Annotated in this window: 16 protein-coding genes and 2 pseudogenes; 14 read left to right on the top strand and 4 right to left on the bottom strand. The window is 43.2% G+C overall.

Annotated features, from left to right (window positions below):
• Positions 1-13 precede the first annotated feature (13 nt).
• The 4 genes and pseudogenes from KCG43_RS11740 to KCG43_RS11725 all read left to right on the top strand — a co-directional run bounded on the left by KCG43_RS11740 (position 14) and on the right by KCG43_RS11725 (position 4,415).
• Complete coding sequence (locus KCG43_RS11740) at positions 14-892, top strand: hypothetical protein (protein WP_218385033.1); 879 nt, start codon at positions 14-16, stop codon at positions 890-892.
• A gap of 1 nt (position 893) precedes the next feature.
• Complete coding sequence (locus tag KCG43_RS11735; protein WP_218385031.1) at positions 894-1,859, top strand: pyridoxal-phosphate dependent enzyme; 966 nt, start codon at positions 894-896, stop codon at positions 1,857-1,859.
• Positions 1,856-3,085 (top strand): ATP-grasp domain-containing protein, encoded by a 1,230-nt coding sequence (locus KCG43_RS11730; RefSeq protein ID WP_218385029.1) that lies wholly within the window; start codon positions 1,856-1,858, stop codon positions 3,083-3,085. The genes KCG43_RS11735 and KCG43_RS11730 overlap by 4 nt, the downstream gene beginning before the upstream one ends.
• Positions 3,086-3,278: 193 nt before the next feature.
• Positions 3,279-4,415: pseudogene (locus KCG43_RS11725) on the top strand (ISAs1 family transposase).
• Between the two features lie 11 nt (positions 4,416-4,426).
• Here the strand turns inward: KCG43_RS11725 and KCG43_RS11720 are convergent.
• The 4 genes and pseudogenes from KCG43_RS11720 to KCG43_RS11705 all read right to left on the bottom strand — a co-directional run.
• Positions 4,427-4,606 (bottom strand): annotated as a pseudogene (locus KCG43_RS11720) (IS256 family transposase); the annotation flags it as partial.
• A 27-nt stretch (positions 4,607-4,633) separates the two neighbouring features.
• Positions 4,634-6,136: an IS66 family transposase gene (locus tag KCG43_RS11715; protein WP_218385027.1), complete on the bottom strand. Its 1,503-nt coding sequence runs from the start codon at positions 6,134-6,136 to the stop codon at positions 4,634-4,636.
• A gap of 88 nt (positions 6,137-6,224) precedes the next feature.
• Positions 6,225-6,569: an IS66 family insertion sequence element accessory protein TnpB gene (gene tnpB, locus KCG43_RS11710; protein ID WP_218385025.1), complete on the bottom strand. Its 345-nt coding sequence runs from the start codon at positions 6,567-6,569 to the stop codon at positions 6,225-6,227.
• Complete coding sequence (locus KCG43_RS11705; protein ID WP_218385023.1) at positions 6,566-6,865, bottom strand: helix-turn-helix domain-containing protein; 300 nt, start codon at positions 6,863-6,865, stop codon at positions 6,566-6,568. The genes tnpB and KCG43_RS11705 overlap by 4 nt, the downstream gene beginning before the upstream one ends.
• Before the next feature lie 829 nt (positions 6,866-7,694).
• On the opposite strand from KCG43_RS11705, the gene KCG43_RS11700 reads away from it, so the two are divergent.
• From KCG43_RS11700 to KCG43_RS11655, 10 genes are all read left to right on the top strand, one after another.
• On the top strand, positions 7,695-8,945 hold the full coding sequence (locus KCG43_RS11700) for an ATP-grasp domain-containing protein (RefSeq protein ID WP_218385021.1): 1,251 nt from the start codon (positions 7,695-7,697) through the stop codon (positions 8,943-8,945).
• The gene (locus KCG43_RS11695; protein ID WP_218385018.1) at positions 8,942-9,868 is read left to right on the top strand and encodes a DMT family transporter; all 927 of its coding nucleotides are present in this window, start codon (positions 8,942-8,944) and stop codon (positions 9,866-9,868) included. Before KCG43_RS11700 ends, KCG43_RS11695 begins: the two co-directional genes overlap by 4 nt.
• A complete protein-coding gene (locus KCG43_RS11690; protein ID WP_218385016.1) occupies positions 9,865-10,344 on the top strand; it encodes a GNAT family N-acetyltransferase in 480 nt (159 codons plus the stop codon). The genes KCG43_RS11695 and KCG43_RS11690 overlap by 4 nt, the downstream gene beginning before the upstream one ends.
• Before the next feature lie 24 nt (positions 10,345-10,368).
• On the top strand, positions 10,369-11,679 hold the full coding sequence (gene ectB, locus KCG43_RS11685; protein WP_218385015.1) for a diaminobutyrate--2-oxoglutarate transaminase: 1,311 nt from the start codon (positions 10,369-10,371) through the stop codon (positions 11,677-11,679).
• Positions 11,676-12,953 (top strand): SidA/IucD/PvdA family monooxygenase, encoded by a 1,278-nt coding sequence (locus tag KCG43_RS11680; protein WP_218385013.1) that lies wholly within the window; start codon positions 11,676-11,678, stop codon positions 12,951-12,953. Before ectB ends, KCG43_RS11680 begins: the two co-directional genes overlap by 4 nt.
• A 14-nt stretch (positions 12,954-12,967) precedes the next feature.
• Complete coding sequence (locus KCG43_RS11675; protein ID WP_218385010.1) at positions 12,968-13,363, top strand: cupin domain-containing protein; 396 nt, start codon at positions 12,968-12,970, stop codon at positions 13,361-13,363.
• Positions 13,364-13,375: 12 nt separating this feature from the next.
• Complete coding sequence (locus KCG43_RS11670) at positions 13,376-14,938, top strand: class I tRNA ligase family protein (RefSeq protein WP_218385008.1); 1,563 nt, start codon at positions 13,376-13,378, stop codon at positions 14,936-14,938.
• Positions 14,935-15,471 carry a DUF3291 domain-containing protein gene (locus KCG43_RS11665; RefSeq protein WP_218385006.1) on the top strand — a complete coding sequence of 179 codons (537 nt, stop codon included), beginning with the start codon at positions 14,935-14,937 and terminating at the stop codon, positions 15,469-15,471. The genes KCG43_RS11670 and KCG43_RS11665 overlap by 4 nt, the downstream gene beginning before the upstream one ends.
• Positions 15,472-15,495: 24 nt before the next feature.
• Positions 15,496-16,515, top strand: coding sequence for an ABC transporter substrate-binding protein (locus KCG43_RS11660; protein ID WP_218385003.1), 1,020 nt, complete (start codon positions 15,496-15,498; stop codon positions 16,513-16,515).
• Positions 16,516-16,955: 440 nt separating this feature from the next.
• The gene (locus tag KCG43_RS11655) at positions 16,956-18,599 is read left to right on the top strand and encodes a ShlB/FhaC/HecB family hemolysin secretion/activation protein (protein ID WP_218385001.1); all 1,644 of its coding nucleotides are present in this window, start codon (positions 16,956-16,958) and stop codon (positions 18,597-18,599) included.
• Positions 18,600-18,602: the final 3 nt, after the last annotated feature.

Genomic DNA, 18,602 nt, shown 5'->3' with positions numbered 1-18,602 from the left:
CTGGAGTTAAATTTTGTCTAGTGAAATATTAGCGGAAGCATACATCATAAATGGTGTTGAACATAGCTGTCCAATCTCGATTGGTGAACTTATTCAGGGGAAAATAAAAATAAATGGAAACTTGGTGAATTTCTTGGTATCAGTGCCTGTGCAGTCTAAAAGAACTGCAAAGATTTTTATGGTTGATAAACATGTGCGCCAAGATAAATACTTGAAGGCATATAAAGCGATCCATATGCTTAAAAAAAAGTTTGGAATCAAAGATAATTTAGTCGTCGAAATTGATAGTCCATCAAATATTATACCATCGAAAGGATTCTCAACATCTTCTGCTGATATTGTTGCTACCTGTCGTGCTTTCTTTAAACTTTATGCTTTACCCGATAGAGATGATGTTATTTTAAATATTTTAAAAAATATAGAACGTTCAGATCCGGTTCTTTATTATAAGCCTTCTATCTTTTTGCAATCTGAATGTATATTGCTTGGGTTTATCAACTTACCAAATCTTCAGTTTATTGTTGTTGATGATGGCGGTTTTCATGATACGAGCAATAGTGAAATAGAATATTCTGAGAACGAAATTAAAAATTTTGATGATATGGTGAAGACCTTATTATCTGAAAATGAGTTATCGATCAATAAACTCTATAATTTTAGCTTGCAAAGTTCTCAGATTAATCAGAGGGTATTAAATAAGTCTTGTCTGAAAGAGCTGATAGAAATTTCTGAAATGTTCCATGTTGGTGTTAGTGTTGCTCATTCTGGTACTGTTGCTTTCTTATATTTCCCTGTTAACGAAGAATCTGAACAGCTCACGAACTCTATTCAAAATGAACTATATAAACGTGGGTTAAATATTTACTCCTATTTCCATTCTATTAAGGTATAATATGTATCAGTCTCCACTTGAATACTATTCTTCACCTGATTTGATAAAGGTTTCAAATAAAATTTATGCTCTAAGTTTTAAATATATGAAGGTTCCAAGTGTAAAGTTCGTGATTGATAAGTTGATACTTGAGAACAAGATTGATCCGACGATTCATGAACTGGTTGAAACATCGAGTGGTACTTATGCAATGTCACTTGCGATCGTATCAAAACAGATGAAATTAAAATCCACGATTATTATCGATGGATCTGTCGATGAAAATTTTCGCATGATGCTGAAAGCATTAGGAACAAAAGTTATTAAAATTTCTGATAATAAACTGAGTCAGAATGAGCGTATTGATTTTACAACGCGGTACATCTCTGAACAGCCAGAGACTCGACTATGGTTAAATCAGTATGATTCACCGGAGCATAGTGAAGGCTATGAAGCGATTGGAAAATTTATTGCTGGTCAGTTGGGCGCGGTTCAATTGGTTGGTGCTGTTGGCTCTGGTGCTTCAACGAGTGGAATATATCAGGGCCTGTCTGATGCAGAACCTGATACAAAACTTATCGGTATCGATCTAGTTGGTAGTGTAATTTTTGGTGGAGAGAATGGTATCAGAGATATATCAGGAATTGGAAGTGCGATTGTGCCTAAGAATGTGAACCATAATTTGTATGATCGGGTCCACTACTTATCGTCAACTTATATAAAAAAAGCAACCCTTGATTTAATTAAAGAGACAGCATTGTTTTTTGGCTACACAAGTGGTGCTGGTTATTTAGTATCTAAGTATGAATCTTTAAATAGCGAATTACCGATAGTGTTCATTTGTCCAGATATGAAGGAAAGATATGATCAACAACTGAGAAAAAGCTTTAAAACTGAAGGATTTGAGAGTTTTGATTTTGGTTTGCCAGATATTGTTTCCTGCGCTAAACATGTCTGTTCGGATTGGTCAATCATGAGGTTGAAATGAGTGGTTGGATTGTAATTATTGATGGATTTTCTTCTGGTTCTTATTATCCTGAACTTTTTAAAAATTTAGGCTATAAAATTGCACATGTTCAAACTAAGTTGGACATGCCAATTTATTTCATCAGAATGCAAAATTTAAGTCTATATGATAAAAAATTTTTCAAAGATGATGTTTCTTTATTTGAATTTCTTGAATCTGAGCCAGTTCAGAATTTCATAGCAGGATCAGACCCGGCGGTTGAGTATACAGATTTCTTGCAAAATAAATATTTACCAGAGAAAGCGAATGATTATGACTCGGAAGTTAGAATTAACAAGTTCTGTACCCATGAAAAATTAAGAAACTCTGATATCAGATCGATCCGCCAGCGACTTGTTCATAATGAGGATGAACTGATGCTGTTTGCAGACAATTTGGGGCATCAGAATTTGGTTTTAAAACCTGTCGTCGGTACAGGCGTAAACCATACAGCCTGTTTTGATAATCAAATTGTGGCGAGCGACTTTTTAGTTAAAGTTGTTGGTGGTAAAAATATTTATGGGAATATTATTGATAGTCTTTTGGTTCAAGAACGAATTATCGGTCAGGAGTTTATCGTAAATACAGTTTCATCTTTTGGTGAGCATCATGTGGTTGAAATATGGAAAGTCAGAAGAGAAAATATGGGTGTTCCATTGCTTGATTACATGACGCTGGAAAACATTAAAGATACAAAGTATCAGATGCTTATCGAGTACTCTAAGCAGTGCCTTGATGCTTTGGGGATTAAATTTGGTCCCTCACACTTAGAGCTGATGATTGATCAAGACGGTCCGGTGCTTATTGAGATAAACAGCAGGCTTCATGGTGGTATTTGCCCGGTATTATTTAACGCAACAGTCGGAAGTAATCATATTAATGAATCTGTCAAGTGTTATCACCTTGGAAGAGATTATGATTATGAACCAATGGATCATCAGTTAAACATGATGAGAGTTTCACTCAGGTCAAATGTTGAAGGGAAAATTTCAAGGGATTTAAATGAGAGCGATTTTTCATTTATAAACTCAAGTTTTTCAGTCAAGTCATCATTAACAGGGCGAGACTCAATTCAAAAAACATTTTCAGTTGGAACTTCCCCCGGGACCATATTTATGGCTGCTGGCACTGTTCGTGAACTCAATGATAATTATTATAAAATCAGGCATCTGGAGCAAAATGTATACAGAAGTATTCTGGTTGATTAATCATACAGATAATTCAGCGACCAGTTAAAACGTAAGCGGGGAGGCTGTTCATAGTTCTGTGTCAGCATAAGTCACAGATCCACATATTGATCGACCCTATTCGGCAGGGCGGGATCATACTTTGAATTTTAATGGAACTTTCTGATTTTACAGCGATCTGATCGTTATTCATTCCTTTATGAGCTTTGCTGACATGGACTTTTTTACTCACTTATCCCTTATTGAAGACCCTCGTAGCCACGTTAACCGTCAACATAACCTCGTCGATATCATGTTTCTCGTCATGGCTGCGGTCGTTTCAGGATGCGAAGGCTGGCAAGAAATCGAGGACTTTGGAGTGAATAAGCTTGATTGGTTGCGCAAGTATCGACCATTTGACAACGGTATTCCCACCCGACATTCGATCGCGCGTATCGTTAAAGGCGTCAAGATAGAAGTGCTGGTAGAGTCGCTCTTTTCTTGGGTCAATGCTAAGCGGGAAAGCGAAGGTCAGCCCATCATCGCCTTTGATGGTAAAACCCTTCGCGGCATCGTCAATCAACAGGGCAAAGGCAAGGCCCTGCACTTGGTCAGCGCTTTTGATACCGGAGAAGGCCTCGTCCTTTGCCAGCAATCGACCAAGCAAAAAAGCGAAGAAATTGACACGGTCAGGCAGTTGCTTGATTGCCTTGAAATTAAAGGGGCTATCGTGACGATGGATGCCTTACATTGCCAGAAAAAGACCCTAAAGAAAATCACAGAGAAAGGTGCAGACTTTGTCATTCAGGTAAAGAAAAACCAGCCCAAATTGCTCACGGCAATCCAGCAACAATTTGAGCCTTACTGGGCATGTGATGGAGAAGGACTGACCAGCCACTCTACCCGAGATGATAATCATGGACGGCGAGAAGAAAGGACAGTGTTTCAGATGGTGTCGGCCCTCCCCGATGAGATAAGCTCACTCTGGCCTGATATAAAGAGTGTCATCGCGGTGGAGCGGAGTCGCAGCCACAAAGGAAAAGGGACATTAGATACTCACTATTATGTCAGCTCATTAGATGTGGAGCCGGAGTTGGCTGGCAAAGCGGTGAGGCAGCATTAGCACATTGAAAATCAACAACATTGGGTGCTGGATGTGACATACCGAGAAGACGCCAGCCGACTGGGAGACAGAGAGGCGGCAGAAGTTTTTGCTCTACTAAGACGAGTAGCACTGAACATGGCGCAGCATCACCCGAAATCAATCAGTAAACGCCGAAAAATAAAGTGCTCCTGCTGGAGTGATGACTTCCGAATGGAGATGTTTTTTGGGGTGGAATCTGGTGATAAAAGGCAGAGCGAGAAAGTATAATCCCGCCCTGCCCTATTCGGGAAGTGGATGCTCAACTGGGATAACGTCAGATTCCAGTTCTGTACCGGATGCGTCCACTTCTCAGAAGCCTTCAACATCCCCGCATAGAGCAGCTTTAGCAAGCTGGTTTCGTTAGCGAAGCCGCCCTTGGTTTTGGTCAGCTTGCGGAACTGGCGGTGTACCGCTTCAACGTAAGCGCTCAATAAAGCAGTGAAGCCCTACTCAATGCCACTCAGATCAACATTCCAAGGCATCAGGCCCGACATATCATCGCCCACCGAACGTTTGGGCAACTCTGTAAACAGATGCCGGAAGTAGTAATTAGGGTTGATATCATTCGCTCGACACGTCATCACCAGGCTATACAGGTTGGCACTGGCCTTCGCTCCACCCACTGAGTTCGAGAACATCCAGTTCTTTCTGCCTGTCGTGAACGGCCGGATATCTCGCTCCGTCACATTATTGTCAATACTGATGTTGCCATCATCAAGGTAGGTCAGCAGCTTCGGCCACTGGTTTTTTGCATAGATGATGGCTCTGCCTAGCGCTCCTTTGGGCAACACATGCTGACTATCCAGCCACTGTTTGAAGTCATTCAAGACAGGAAGGCTTTCTTGCATTCTGAGTTGTTGCCGCGCTTCTGCTGACAGGGTTTTTGCTCGCCGCTCTATGCTGTACAACTTGCCAATGAAGGTCAGGGCTTTTTCCGGTTTACCTGCTTTCGTTGAAGGTGAGGCCTTTTGCGCATCGGTAAATTCCCGGCGGACATGGGCCATGCAGGCGGCTTGTGTGACCCCTTTGAGTGTGTCGTAAGCACTATAGCCATCTGACAGCAGATAGCCGACGTAACCCGTTAAAAAATCACGTACACAGGCGCCCGCCCGACTCGGCTGATAGTCGTAAATCACCACCGGATTGTCAGTATACTCGCCACTGCGATAAACCCACATGTAGGATTTGGATTGCGCCTGCCTGTCTTCTTCTCTGAGCACTTGCACTGTCGTTTCATCCGCACAGATGAGAGGCTCCTTGAGGAGTTGCGCTTTCATCGCATCGATGATGGGCTGAACTTTGCTGCCTAGCTGCACACACCAGTTGGCCAAGGTGGCACGGCTGATATCAATGCCTGAGCGGTTGAGGATATCAACCTGACGGTAAAGCGGCAGCGCATCGACATATTTAGCCGTCACCACAGCGGCGAAGGCCTCCGCACTGCCAAGGCTTTTGGGGATCATGCTGGCCGGCCTCGGGGCGGTAACCACCTTGCTGGTCTCTGCCGTCTGCTCGCACTGACGGCAGGCATACTTAGTGCGTTCGTGGCGGATCACACTGACTCTCTGCGGCAGGATTTTCAGTGTCTCACTGACTTCTTTACCGCACTCGTGTAAGGGTGCATCACAACAGTCGCAATACGGGGCATTTAAGGTGTGGTTTTGTACTTCTCGCTCAAGGTTGGCAGGCAGCGGCTTACGGCCGGTTTTACCGCGTTCGGCGGCTGGCTTGGGCAAGGCATTCTGCTGCTCGGCTTCGTTGAAGGTGCCTTTGGCGACTTTTTCACTTTGCGCGGCGAAGCGTTTGGATTTGTTGAGATTAAGCTGTTCAACCAGTAGCTGTACCTGGGTTTTCAGGGCGGCGACTTCCTCCTCCATCGCTTGCTTCTCTTGCGAGAGCTTGAGCAGCATCGCTTTGAGTTGTTCTACATCATCAGGGAAGTCAGTCATGGGGCATCGTCTTTACAACATTGAAGGTTGTCCAGTGTGACGGCTAAAAAGGATCGTTCAAGCGCAATATGATGATCAGTGTCAAGCGTCACACTTCCAGCCCGTTCAGGGGGCGATGGGCTTTGCTGTTCTCCAGCGACAGACCAGATAACAGCCAATGAAGCTGGGGTTTACTGATGGTGATAACACCATGAGGATTGGGGCGCGGCCACTTGAAAGTGCCTTTTTCCAGTCGGCGATAGTAAAGCCAAAAGCCATTCGTATCCCAAAACAGGATTTTGAGTTTATCCCGTCCCCGATTACAGAAGATAAACCAGGCTTCACTGAACGGATCCATCTCAAGCTGCTTGGCGACAATGAGCGAAAGGCCGTCGATGGACTTTCGCATGTCTGTCACGCCGGAGACCAGAAAGACCTTACCGGATGGCGTCATTGCAAGGCGTCCACCCAGTGTTTGATCTGAGCCGCACTCAATATCGCGGGTAACTCAGCGCGAATGCCGTTGGCAAAGACAATGATCACCGACTCAGACTGCGAGTGGTTATGTTCATCGAAGACGATGGGTTGCAACGTCTGCGTCACGTCAGGAGAACGCAGCCGCTTGGACCAGTAGAAGAAGGTTTGATAACTGATGTCGTTGTCTGCACAGAATTGCTTGATGGATAGCTGGCTGTGTTTTTGTTGTTCCACGATCGATACCCAATGGGCGCGCTTTTGTTCTTGGTTCATAGTACCTCCGCTGAAAAAGGCACTATGTCAAAGCGCGCGCGTTATTGGTATGTGGGGTTTATTGACCACTTACATAGAATCATGGCACTCGGTACTGTTTTGTGAGTTTTGGATGTTTGGCGACTGATCAGATCGCACAAACGCTACCGAGTTCCTTTCAATTTCTACTTACCAGTGATCTACATTTAGGAACAGTTATTTAGAAAGGCTCACTCAATAGGAAATGGTGGATCCAGTGCTGTCGGTCACACTTCAGTGGCTGTCAATCGGAGACTGGTGAACGCTTACGTATCCTTTGCTCCGGCAATTGAGAATCACTTCCTGAATTGTATGATGTGAGTCGTAGTGCTCTTGGCGACAGCTTGAATCTGATATTGCTGTTAAGGAAATTTTATGATTTTCGGCTCAAAAAATGTTTCATATTTTGAGAGTCCATATTGAATATTATTTTGTAAAGTCCTATATATTCAATTACTTAGATTGTTTCATAAAAAAAATCTCTTTCTCTAATTCGGTTTTTTATTCTGATTTAATTTTATAAATAAAGTAAATGATAAAAACCATCATTAGATTAAATAACTATACACTATTTATTTTAAAGTTAGATCATCTGCTATTAATTGAATGTGCTCCAAATGTAAGGGTGTTTTGTCATTTTTTATTGAGTTCATTATTTTTGACTTTATTGAGTGGGAAATATTAAATTAGATAATTATTCCAACAATAAGAGTAATTCCAAGATCACATGCTGATAAGGTATGGGTAGTAACGTTTACAACTAAGAAACACTTTGGTAACCTATTTCATATCAAAGTAGTGGTAGTGACACATGATGAATATAGTTGCGATTGTCGATCCTTATTCTAGTGGGCAATATCTGGCAAATGAGTTTTTTGGCAGGGGGTACGCTTGCGTTTGTATCCATAGCTCAGTTGACATCCCTGATGCGTTCAAGGGCTCTTACTTCAAAGATAACTTTGTTGATTACATACATTTTAACGAAGAAAATCGGTCTGAAATTCTGGACTTTATCAAAACGTTTGAATGTAAAGCTATTGTTCCAGGTTCAGAGAGCGGTGTACTGCTGGCAAACCAACTGGCTAATGAAGCAGGGCTGCCAGGTTGTGAGCCTTCATTGTTAATTTGCCTGCGTGATAAATATCTTATGCAGGAGCGAATTGCTCAGGTTGGGCTTCGTTCAATTTCACAAGTAAGAACTTCAGATTATGAAACGCTCATTCCGTGGATTGAGAAAAATCAGATTGAAAAGGTCGTTATTAAGCCAATAAGTTCAGCCGGTACCGATAGTGTGAAGTTCTGTGAAAACACAGATCAGATTCAAATGGCAATGGATGAAATTATCGGTAAAAGAGATCTTTTAGGTAATTATAATGATGACGTATTAGCTCAGCAGTATATTTCAGGGAATGAATATGTGGTTGATAGCGTCAGCTTAGATGGCTTTCATTATGTTACGAATGTATCTCTGTATCGAAAGGAAAAATTGCATAGCGGTGCTATAGTTTATGTGGAAGAAATATTTATTCATCCTTCGACTATTGAAGTTACTGCGATTGTTGATTATGCCAAAGCCGTGTTGGATGCACTCGGCATTTGTTTTGGCGCGGCTCATATTGAAATTATGTTTGATGATGAAGGGCCGGTTCTTATTGAAGTCGGGGCCAGATTGCATGGAGCTAAAGCACCCCGTAATGTGCAGTTTTTCTCAGATGTATCACAGTTAGATCTTTTAGTGGATGCTGCAATTGATCCAGAAAGATTTAAAGAGCGCACCAGTAAACCTCCTGTTTGGTCAAAGCATTCAAAAGCAGTGTCCTTGATAAATTATGAAACAGGTAAAGTATCCTCGATTCCGGGAAAAAAATGGGCTGGAACCCTTTCCTCTTATACATTGTCCTTCTGGAATATCGAAGTAGGTCAGGAGATTAAAGAAACAAGTAATTTGTTTGACAGTCCTGGGGGTATTTTTCTAGCGAATCAAAGCCTGCAGGCTCTTGAATCAGATACGCAGCGTATTCGTGAAATGGAGAATGCGGGTAAACTATGGATACTAGAATGAATAAAGGTGTGATGTTTGTTCTCACTTTTGATGTCCTCTCTGCTGCTCAGTCTGTTTGGCTGGGATCGTTGCTTCAGGGTGTCAAAATTTACAATATCCTATTTGTAAATTTTGCAATTATCTCTTTGACTTTTGCACTCATGAATCATTTTAACAAGAAAGATAAAGCCACGATAACAATCAAGGATAGTTTTCTTTTTCTCGTACTTAATATTGGAACACTTGGTTCATGGCTGTTTTTATACATATCTCTGAAGTATATTGAACCCGCATTAACCGCTGCTACGATATATGGCATTAATCCGCTGGCGACATTATTGGTGAGTTTGATAGTTTGGAAGGCGTTTAGTGAGCTTTCCAAAGCTAAATTGTTTGTCAGTATTTTGACGATTGGTTGTATGGTTATTGTCGGATTAACGGTTACCGGTGGCTATTCATCGGTAACGAATGATGGTCATCATGAGTTAACACTTGGGTTTATCATGGCCATCATGACTGGTTTTTGTATGGCTATAGTTAATGTTATTTCTAAGAAAATTTATGAAAATGGATTTAATTTATACCAACTTATGTCAATGCGTTTTTTCCTGTTGCTCGTAGTTTCATTTTATATGGGGAGTAACATTGTGAATGATATCCAAGAACATGCTTTTGCATTTGTTGTTATTGCAATATTAGGAAATGTTATTCCACTGTTCATGCTTCAAAAGGGTATTGCTCTTATTCCACCAAGACAAGTCTCTTATCTGTTACTCTTAACGCCTCTGTTTGTATTTTTATTCCAGTATTTTGATAGTCGCTTACAATTGTCATTTTACTCTTTGCTTGCCATTATGAGTGTCGTTGTATTGTCTGTTCTCGGCTCATATATTGAATCCAGAAAGAAAGAGAAAATTATATTAAAAGAGGAGGAAGCTCGGTGAATCGCAGTTATGTAATTGCGTCTAAAGGACGTATTGTCAGTGTTGATGATAGCAATTTTGAAAAATTATTAGATTTAATGGAATTGTATCAAAGGTTTTATGGCGTTGCAGAGCCAGACAGAAAAGTGAACTATCAATTTTTCAGTAAATTTATCAGTGAGCATGATAAAGGCAGGCAATTTATTTACCTGGATTCATCAGGTAAGGCTATTGGCTTTATTACATTATATTTCACGTACTCAAGTGTTAGTGCCGTTGAAAGTGTTCTTTTAAATGATTTGTTTGTTCTGAATGAGTGTAGGAAAAAAGGTGTTGGTCAGGAGTTAATTAAGTTTGCCTATGATTGGATGAGAGAACAACAGAAATATAACTCTCTGAAATGGGCAACACAACTTCATAATGAAACTGCACAGCGTCTTTATGACAAAACAGAAGGCGTGGGTAAAACGTGCTGGTTTCAATACCAGTTAAAATAGAGTATTACTCTTAGTGAGGACAATATGACTTTTTCCATTTTTGAAAATCTAGAATCAGAAGTGCGAAGTTACTGTCGCAGTTTTCCTGCTCTCTTCGCATCAGCAAAAAATGAAATCATTTATGATGAGAATGGTTCTGAGTATCTAGACTTCTTCTCTGGTGCAGGATCTGTGAATTATGGCCATAATGATGCCGATATGGTTTCAGCTGCAATCAAGTATTTGCAAGATAACGGAATCATTCAGGGAATGGATATGTACACAACACAAAAGGAGAAATTTATTTCTGCTTTTAATCAACATATTCTGATACCGAGAAGTCTGGATTATAAGATTCAGTTTACAGGGCCAACAGGCACCAATGCTGTGGAAGCGGCGTTAAAACTGGCCAGAAAGATCACAGGTCGTCATACCGTTGCCTGTTTTACTGGCGGATATCATGGGATGTCACTTGGCGCATTGGCGGTTACTGCGAATGATTCCAAACGTAAACTCACGGGCGTACAAATGCCGGGAGTACTGCGTTTGCCTTATGATCAATTTTCATTTGGTGATCACGAAACGCAAATCAATTTCCTCAGAGATATGTTGTGTCATCCGGGAAGCGGCGTTGAACTTCCGGCGGCTTTCATATTGGAGTGCGTTCAAGGCGAAGGCGGCTTAAATTGTGCTTCTGCTGAATGGCTACAAGGGATTGCGAAGCTGGCGAAAGATATTGGTGCTCTGTTGATTATTGATGATATCCAGGCGGGCTGCGGTCGTACCGGAGACTTCTTTAGTTTTGAATTTTCCGGCATCAAACCTGACATTGTTTGTCTTTCTAAATCATTGAGCGGGTCTGGGCTACCGATGTCGGTCAATCTGATTTCCCGGCAATATGACTGTTGGCTTCCTGGCGAACACAATGGCACATTCCGAGGTAACAATTTAGCCATGGTAACTGCAACAGTTGCACTTGAAAAATTTTGGAGCAATGATGTTTTGTCTCGCAAAGTTCGAAGTGATTACCATGTATTGAGTACATTTTTAACTGAAAAATTAAATGACTTGAATGTTCCTGCTGTGGTCTGCGGTCGGGGCCTGATGATCGGAATGAAATTTGCTGACAACACCTTTGCCAAAAAATTAAGTAAGCGACTTTTTGAAAAACAGTTAATTATTGAAACTTGTGGACCACGGGATGAGGTTCTTAAATGTATGCCAGCTTTGACTGTTTCCAGGGAACAGCTATTGAATGGTGCAAATTTTATTATTTCAGTAATTAAAGAAACGCTGGCTGATTCAGCCTGTGAGAGAAAATTAAACAGTGAAGTTGCTCAGCAGGAGTTATTATGAATCGCAATGAATATGATTTGATAGGGATTGGATTTGGTCCTGGAAACATTGCATTGGCTATTTCTTTGGAAGAAAAAGACCTTTCATCATCTATGTTATTTCTGGAAAGTAACACGGCTCCTGATTGGCAACCGGAGATGTTGTTGGATGGTTCGGATATCCAACATAATCCGTTACGGGACTTTGTAACGCCCAGAAACCCAGTCAGTCCTTATGGTTTTCTGAGTTACTTGAAAGAAGAGGATCGATTGTTCGAGTATCTGAATTTAGGTTTAGAATTTCCACTGCGTAAGGACTATGCCCGTTATGTAAGGTGGGTCGCAAGGAAGTTTGATAAATGGGTCAGTTATGGTGAAAAGGTGATTGGTATTTCCCGTGATAGCGACAATCCGATTTTCTGGCGCATTGACACGAGCCTGAACAGAACACTTTATGCGAAAAGTGTTTCATTTGCGCCCGGCAGAACACCTTATATTCCTCCCGTGTTTGCAGAGAAACGTTTATCCCGTGTGGCGCATTTTACTCGCTACACATCGTCACTGTCACAGTGGGAACATGAATCAGAAATTAAATCCATCGCAATTGTAGGGAGCAGCCAAAGCGCCATTGAGTTGGTACTGGACTTATCGGCACGTTTTCCGGATATGCAGATACATAACATTCTGAGAAGTTATTCTTACCAGTTAAAAGATGTCAGTCCGTTTACTGAGGAAATATACTTCCCTGAATTTGTAAATGATTTCTATAATTTGCCTCTTGATGAACAGAAAAATCTGACGCAGACTTTATGGCGTAGTAATTACAGTTCCGCAGATCATGATGTTATTCATTCTCTTTACGCAAAGATGTATGAAAATAAAATTGATGGCCGTGAACGTATCACCATTCATAATATGTCAGATATTATTGATTTTGAACAAAATAATAACAATGTAGTTCTTGTTACGAAGAGTAAATTTTCAGGCAGAGAAAAAGAACTGGTTGTGGACGGTGTAATTTTAGCAACCGGATTTCGGAATATGGGTGGCGGAGAAAATCAGGAGTATTTCCATCCATTATTGTCGGATATTGTGCAGCATTTTCACCTGCGGGAAGATGAATCACTCCATGTAAACCGTGACTATAGTCTTGAACCAATCAATGCTGCACCTCCATTTTATTTAAATGGTCTTTGTGAATCTACTCATGGTTTTGGTGACGCTGGGTCATTTAGTCTGCTTTCACTGCGTTCATGGAATATAGCTGAAAGTATTGAAAAAAAGTTGATTAAATAAAGGATGATTAAGCAATGGAAACAGCAGTGTCAACAATCGAAAAATATATACGAAGAAATACAGCGGCTGAATTTACTGATGAGTACAATTGTAAGTTGCGCCGGTTATTCCCATGGGATAATAAGGTAAATACCCGCCGTCCTCTTACTGAGTTTGGCTGTATTTGGGTTGTTGTTGAGCCTGGCAAAGATGTTGACCGCCATTCTCATGATGAAGAGGAAGCTTTTATTGTTTTGAGTGGCGAATGTCAGCTCGAAATCAATGGTGAGCACACACATATCTCACAGGGTGATGTTGTCTATATACCGCGTCATTCGGAACATCAACTTCGCAACCGTTCATCAGCATCTCCCTTTGTCATGATTGACATTTATTGGGATATGGGTGGTCAGTCAGACGTGACATTATAACGAGGCATGATAATGGAACCTACAAGCTTCATTGTTACATTACCCCCCCCAACGCCTAATGGTGGACTTCATGTCGGACATATGAGTGGTCCATTTTTAGCGGGAGACGTATTTGCCAGAGCATTGCGTCTCCAGGGAGCCCCATGTTTTGTCAGTTGTTATAGTGATATTCATCAGTCTTATGTCCGGGTTACTGCACAACGGCAGAATCGTTCTCCAGAAGAACTCAGTCAGTTTTGGAGTGAAGAGATTCATAAGACGCTGACACAGTACAATGTCTCTGTGGATGATTACTTTGTACCTGAACAGGAAAGTAAGAACTTTGTCAGAGGTATTTTCCATCGTTTATATGAAGACAGCGTGCTGATCAAAAAGAAAATGCCATTCTTTCGTATGAAGAATGACAAGGTTTGGCTGGATGAAGCTGGCGTGTCTGGCTTTTGCCCTTCATGCATGGCTGGCTGTAAATGTGGTATCTGTGAGGCTTGTGGTAATCTCACGAACGCAGAGACACTGATTGAACCGAGAGTGACCAATACTCCAGAAGCTGAACTGGAACTTGGTTACCATGAAGTGCTGACGCTGGAGCTTGAACGTTTCAAACCTCAGCTGCAGGAATTTTATCAGAACAATCCAAGGTTTCGTCAACGCTATCGCTGGTTGACGGAGGATGTTCTTCGTGAAGATTTACCGGCATTTCCGGTGACCGTTCCGGGGACCTGGGGGATTGCTTTTGAGCATCCGGATTTTCCCAGACAGGTGATTAATGCATGGCCAGAGTTAATGGCGCAATTGCTTTACAGTTACCAGAGAGCGATCCATCAGGATGATAGTTTAGGAACATTCCCGGTACCTGTGAATTTCTTTGGGTTTGACAACTCTTATTTCTACGCACTGGTGCATGCTGCACTGTTGACTCAGATAGAACAAGGTCGATGGTTGCCATGGTCAACGGTGATTAATGAGTTCTATAACCTCGATCATGCGAAATTTTCGACAAGCAACAACCATGTGATATGGGCATCTGACCTTGCCGAAAGATATCCTGTTGATGCGATTCGTTTTTATGCAGCTTTTAATGCGCCCGGATTTGAAAAATCTAATTTCAATGAAGCTGATATGCGTAATGTTCTTGAAAGAACACTATATGCACACTGGAGTCAGATTGCTCAAACCTGGAATATATGTATTACCGGAGAGAACTTAACGATCACTGTCAGCGGTGAGACAACGCAGACCGGGGAAGCTATCCGGCATCGAATTCTGACTAGTTTCTCCCCTGAGCGTTTTCACTTACGTCAGGCTGCTGAAGATATTTTACACCTGCTCTCATATATCGAACACTTGCTGAGCAAGGGGAATCAACTTAGTGATGCGGGTGAATTATTGGTTTACTTTGCTCAGGCTGCTGTCCCTTTGATGCCGGAAAGCAGTCAAAATCTCTACGCCTTACTGACTGGTAAAGATTTAATCGGGTTGGAAGCGCCGCATGTGCTGCACCTGCAACATTTGCCGGAAAGTTTCCATCAACTGTCATGCAAGGAAGCGACGAGCCGAGAGGAGGTAATCGTATGAGTTCCCGTGTCTGTCTGATGACATTTTCTATACTTCGGGCGCCATACGGAGACAGCAGAGTACGTGAGTTTGATGATCGCACACCTGATGTTTTTCTTGAGGCTGAACAATCCCCGGGATTTATTGATCGCGCTAGGCCTGTAGAAGATATTGAATGGATGTCTAATTACCAGAAAGACTGGGGCCGATGGGGACCATTTGCTGTCCCGCGTTTTTATCTTGATGGGATTGCGAAGGGGCACAGTACTCAGGCGCAGACCATTTCAATCTGGCAAGACTTAGAGAGTGTATTCCGGTTTGCTTACCAAGGGTCACTCCATAAAGAGGCCTTACGCATGCGTAAAGACTGGTTCGGTAAACAAAACTGGCCGATCTACGTGGTGTGGTGGATTGACGAGCAGCATCAGCCAAATTGGCGGGAGGCTTGTCATCGCCTTGAGCACTTGCATGATCATGGGAGTACGCCGTATGCCTTTTCATTTAAAACGCCATTTGATGCTACTGGTCAGCACTACAAAATCTCCCGCCCATAATGAATCATTGATACAAGAGTTCTGATGGAATCAATATTTCTGACCGCCCGTTTTCAGGGCGGTCCTGATTCACCTGTCATAATTTTGAGTGAAAGTGACGGGCCAAATAAAGACGATTTGTTGGCTGCAACTTATCTGGCTGTTTGTGACAGTGGTATTCAGGTGAAAGTGAAGTACTTTGATGATGGGCATAACGCATCCCAAGCCTCAGGTGTGGCTCATCAGATCGTTACTGAAAAGGCCGCAGCTGTGATTGGTCATTTCAGCAGTATTTGTGCGCTGGCAGCCAGTGAAATTTACGAAGAAGCCAGTCTGCCTTTTTTAGCGCCCGGCAGTTCGAATATTGCTTTATGTCAGAACACTATTTTTACGCTCCGCTTTTTCGGTCGTGATGACGATCAGATAGCGTGCATGGCTGCTGAAGCTGTTGCTGGTGAAAGCGTGATTATCATCGGTCAGAAAAATAATAATGGTGAGCTGCTGGCTGAAGCTTTAGTGCGAAATTTATCGGACAAACGTATTGAGAGCCGTTGTTATTTGCTGGAAGAAAAAGCATCACTTGGCATGCTTGCTGAAGTATTCGCGACCCGTGTTCCTACGATATATATTCTGGGCCGCAAATCATTTTGCTTTGATGTGGTGCGCCGCTGTACATTTCATGAGCGAAGCAGGGTGATTTTATCTGATGATGCCTGGGGCATTGATTTGTCTGAGTTACCGCATGACAATATTCAGGTTCCTTTTTTACATGCTTATGGGTCTGGAATTTTTGACAGTTCTGTTTCTGAGCTGAAACAACGTGCGATGGATTTATGCGGGAAAGTGCCCGGACCTTACTTTATTACCAGTTATCTCGCGGTGCGTGCGTTAACGTGTGCGCTGAAGACACAACCAAATCTCAGAGGAAGAGATCTGATCAATACTTTTAAAAAGAGCGTATGGACGACGCCATACGGAGATTTGTCATTATCAGAGAATCATGAGCTACAGGGGCTGCATTGGAAACTGTTTGGGAAGAGGAACATGCAAACTTCTGAAGCATAGGCAGAATGTGTGCTCTGACGATTTGGTAAGGAGCAGCAGAAGAGGTATCACTGCTTTGAATGAATTCTCTTCCAGTGAGGCGCTCATTGAGTTTTAGATGCCCACTTTGATCGGAATTCACGCGCTTTTAATTATATTTTTTTGCAATTATGGTCGCCTGCCCCACTCAGGTATTTGAATGAAGTGTAATCAATGTGAGCGGCGGGTGATGATTTCTTTCAAGACTGTTATTTGATGTTTTCAGACACATGGCATGAGCCAAAACTCATGCCATGTGTCTTTTTGTTGTTGTCTTAACCAAAGTGTTTAGGGGAAGGGCAGACCGGATTTGGAAACCCGTCTCAATGAAGGCACGCTTGTGTTGCGTGTTCTCCCGCCGCCATTGAATTGATGCATCGCTGCATCTTTGATCTCCAGACATTGCTGTCGATTTGGGTGTTATGCATTATCGCTTCGCGTTTTTATTGTTGATCTCTGCCAGTGTGCCAGCACTGGCCGCCCTGCTTTCCCCTGCGGTAAAAAGCGATATTGAGACTGAGCAGGCAAAACGCCTGCAATCTATTGAAGCGTCCCAACAGGCGATTGAGCAGTTACAGGCCTTGCCACCGCCAGCGCCTGTCCTGCCAGCTCAGGATGCGCAATGCTTTGCGATTCAAAAGCTGACGCTGCGCGGTAATCAGCACATAGCCACAGACATTTTATTGGCAGCGATCGATTTCAGAGCCGGAGACTGCATCGGCATTGAAGCCATAAACAATATTCTGAAAATCGTCACTAACACCTATATCGACAAGGCCTATGTGACCTCCAGAGCGGTGCTGTTACCGCAGAATCTCTCCAATGGTGAGCTGGTTGTCGACGTGCTGGAAGGCAAGCTGGAAAGACTGCAGGAAAACGGCATGCCGTCATCGAGTTTGCTGCATCTCTATCCTGGTGAAAGTGGCCGTATTTTAAGTTTGCGCGATGTCGAGCAGACGCTGGATCAAATGAACCGTTTGTCCCGCTATAACGCGACAGTGCAAATGCTGCCCGGCACCCGGCCCGGTTTCAGTCTGGTCGATATTCAGACCAGAGCGGGCGCATGGTGGCGGGGTGAGCTGGGTTACAGCAATTCAGGGCAGGACAGCACGGGCAAGGAGCAACTCTCCGTCACGCTGGTGGCTGAAGATCTCTTGGGGCTCTACGAGAGCTGGAGCCTGTCCGGCGCGAAAAGTGCTGAGTTTGTCGATAGCCGGGACAGCCAGAGCCTGCAGCTGGTATGGGGAATGCCGTTCGGTTACTGGACCCTGAACTACCAGTACGCCTACAGCGATTATTTGACCACAGTGAACAGCCAGAATTTCTCGTTCGCATCCAGCGGTAAAACCCAAAGGCACGCACTGGATAGCCAATGGTTATTTCATCGGGACAGCATCAGTAAGTCTTCACTTCGGGTGGGGCTTGGCTATGACCATGAGAAAAACTTTATCGACAAAACTTTACTGAACGGCAGCAGTAATGAACGCGCGTCGGTGACGGTTTCTGCTGAACACAGCACACGGCTGGCTGGCGGGTTTCTGACAATGTCGCCCCTATATGAGCGCGGACTGACCATTCCCGGTTATCGCGCTGTTCCCGGAAGTCCGGAAGAGGAATTTAACAAGGGCACAGTTACGGTGAATTATACCTACCCCTTGTCACCGGATTGGGCGTTCTCGACCACGCTGTTTACCCAAATTGCCGCCAAGTCGTTACCCGGCAGTGAGCGGCTGAGCATAGGCGGTGAATATTCGGTGCGTGGTTTTCAGGGGCAGTCGCTGTCGGGCGATGCTGGCTACTACTGGCGCAACGACCTGAACTACCACTTGGGGCAATGGCCTTTTCTGGGGCAACTGGATCTGAATGTTGCACTCGATACCGGGGCGATACATCCCGACAACACCGACCCCTTTGAACGTGGCCACTTAACCGGCGGAGCGGTGGGGCTGCGTGCTCAGTCGGGCGTTTACCAGAGTGCTGTTTTAGCGGGCTGGCCCATCGAACATCCTTCCTGGATGTCGGTGGATGATTACAGCCTGAATTACCGTTTTTCACTGAGATTCTGAATT

Source organism: Photobacterium sp. WH24, assembly GCF_019204055.1.
Classification (GTDB): domain Bacteria; phylum Pseudomonadota; class Gammaproteobacteria; order Enterobacterales; family Vibrionaceae; genus Photobacterium; species Photobacterium arenosum.
The sequence above is the reverse complement of the archived record's forward strand: the minus strand, read 5'-3'. Positions and strand labels throughout refer to the sequence as shown.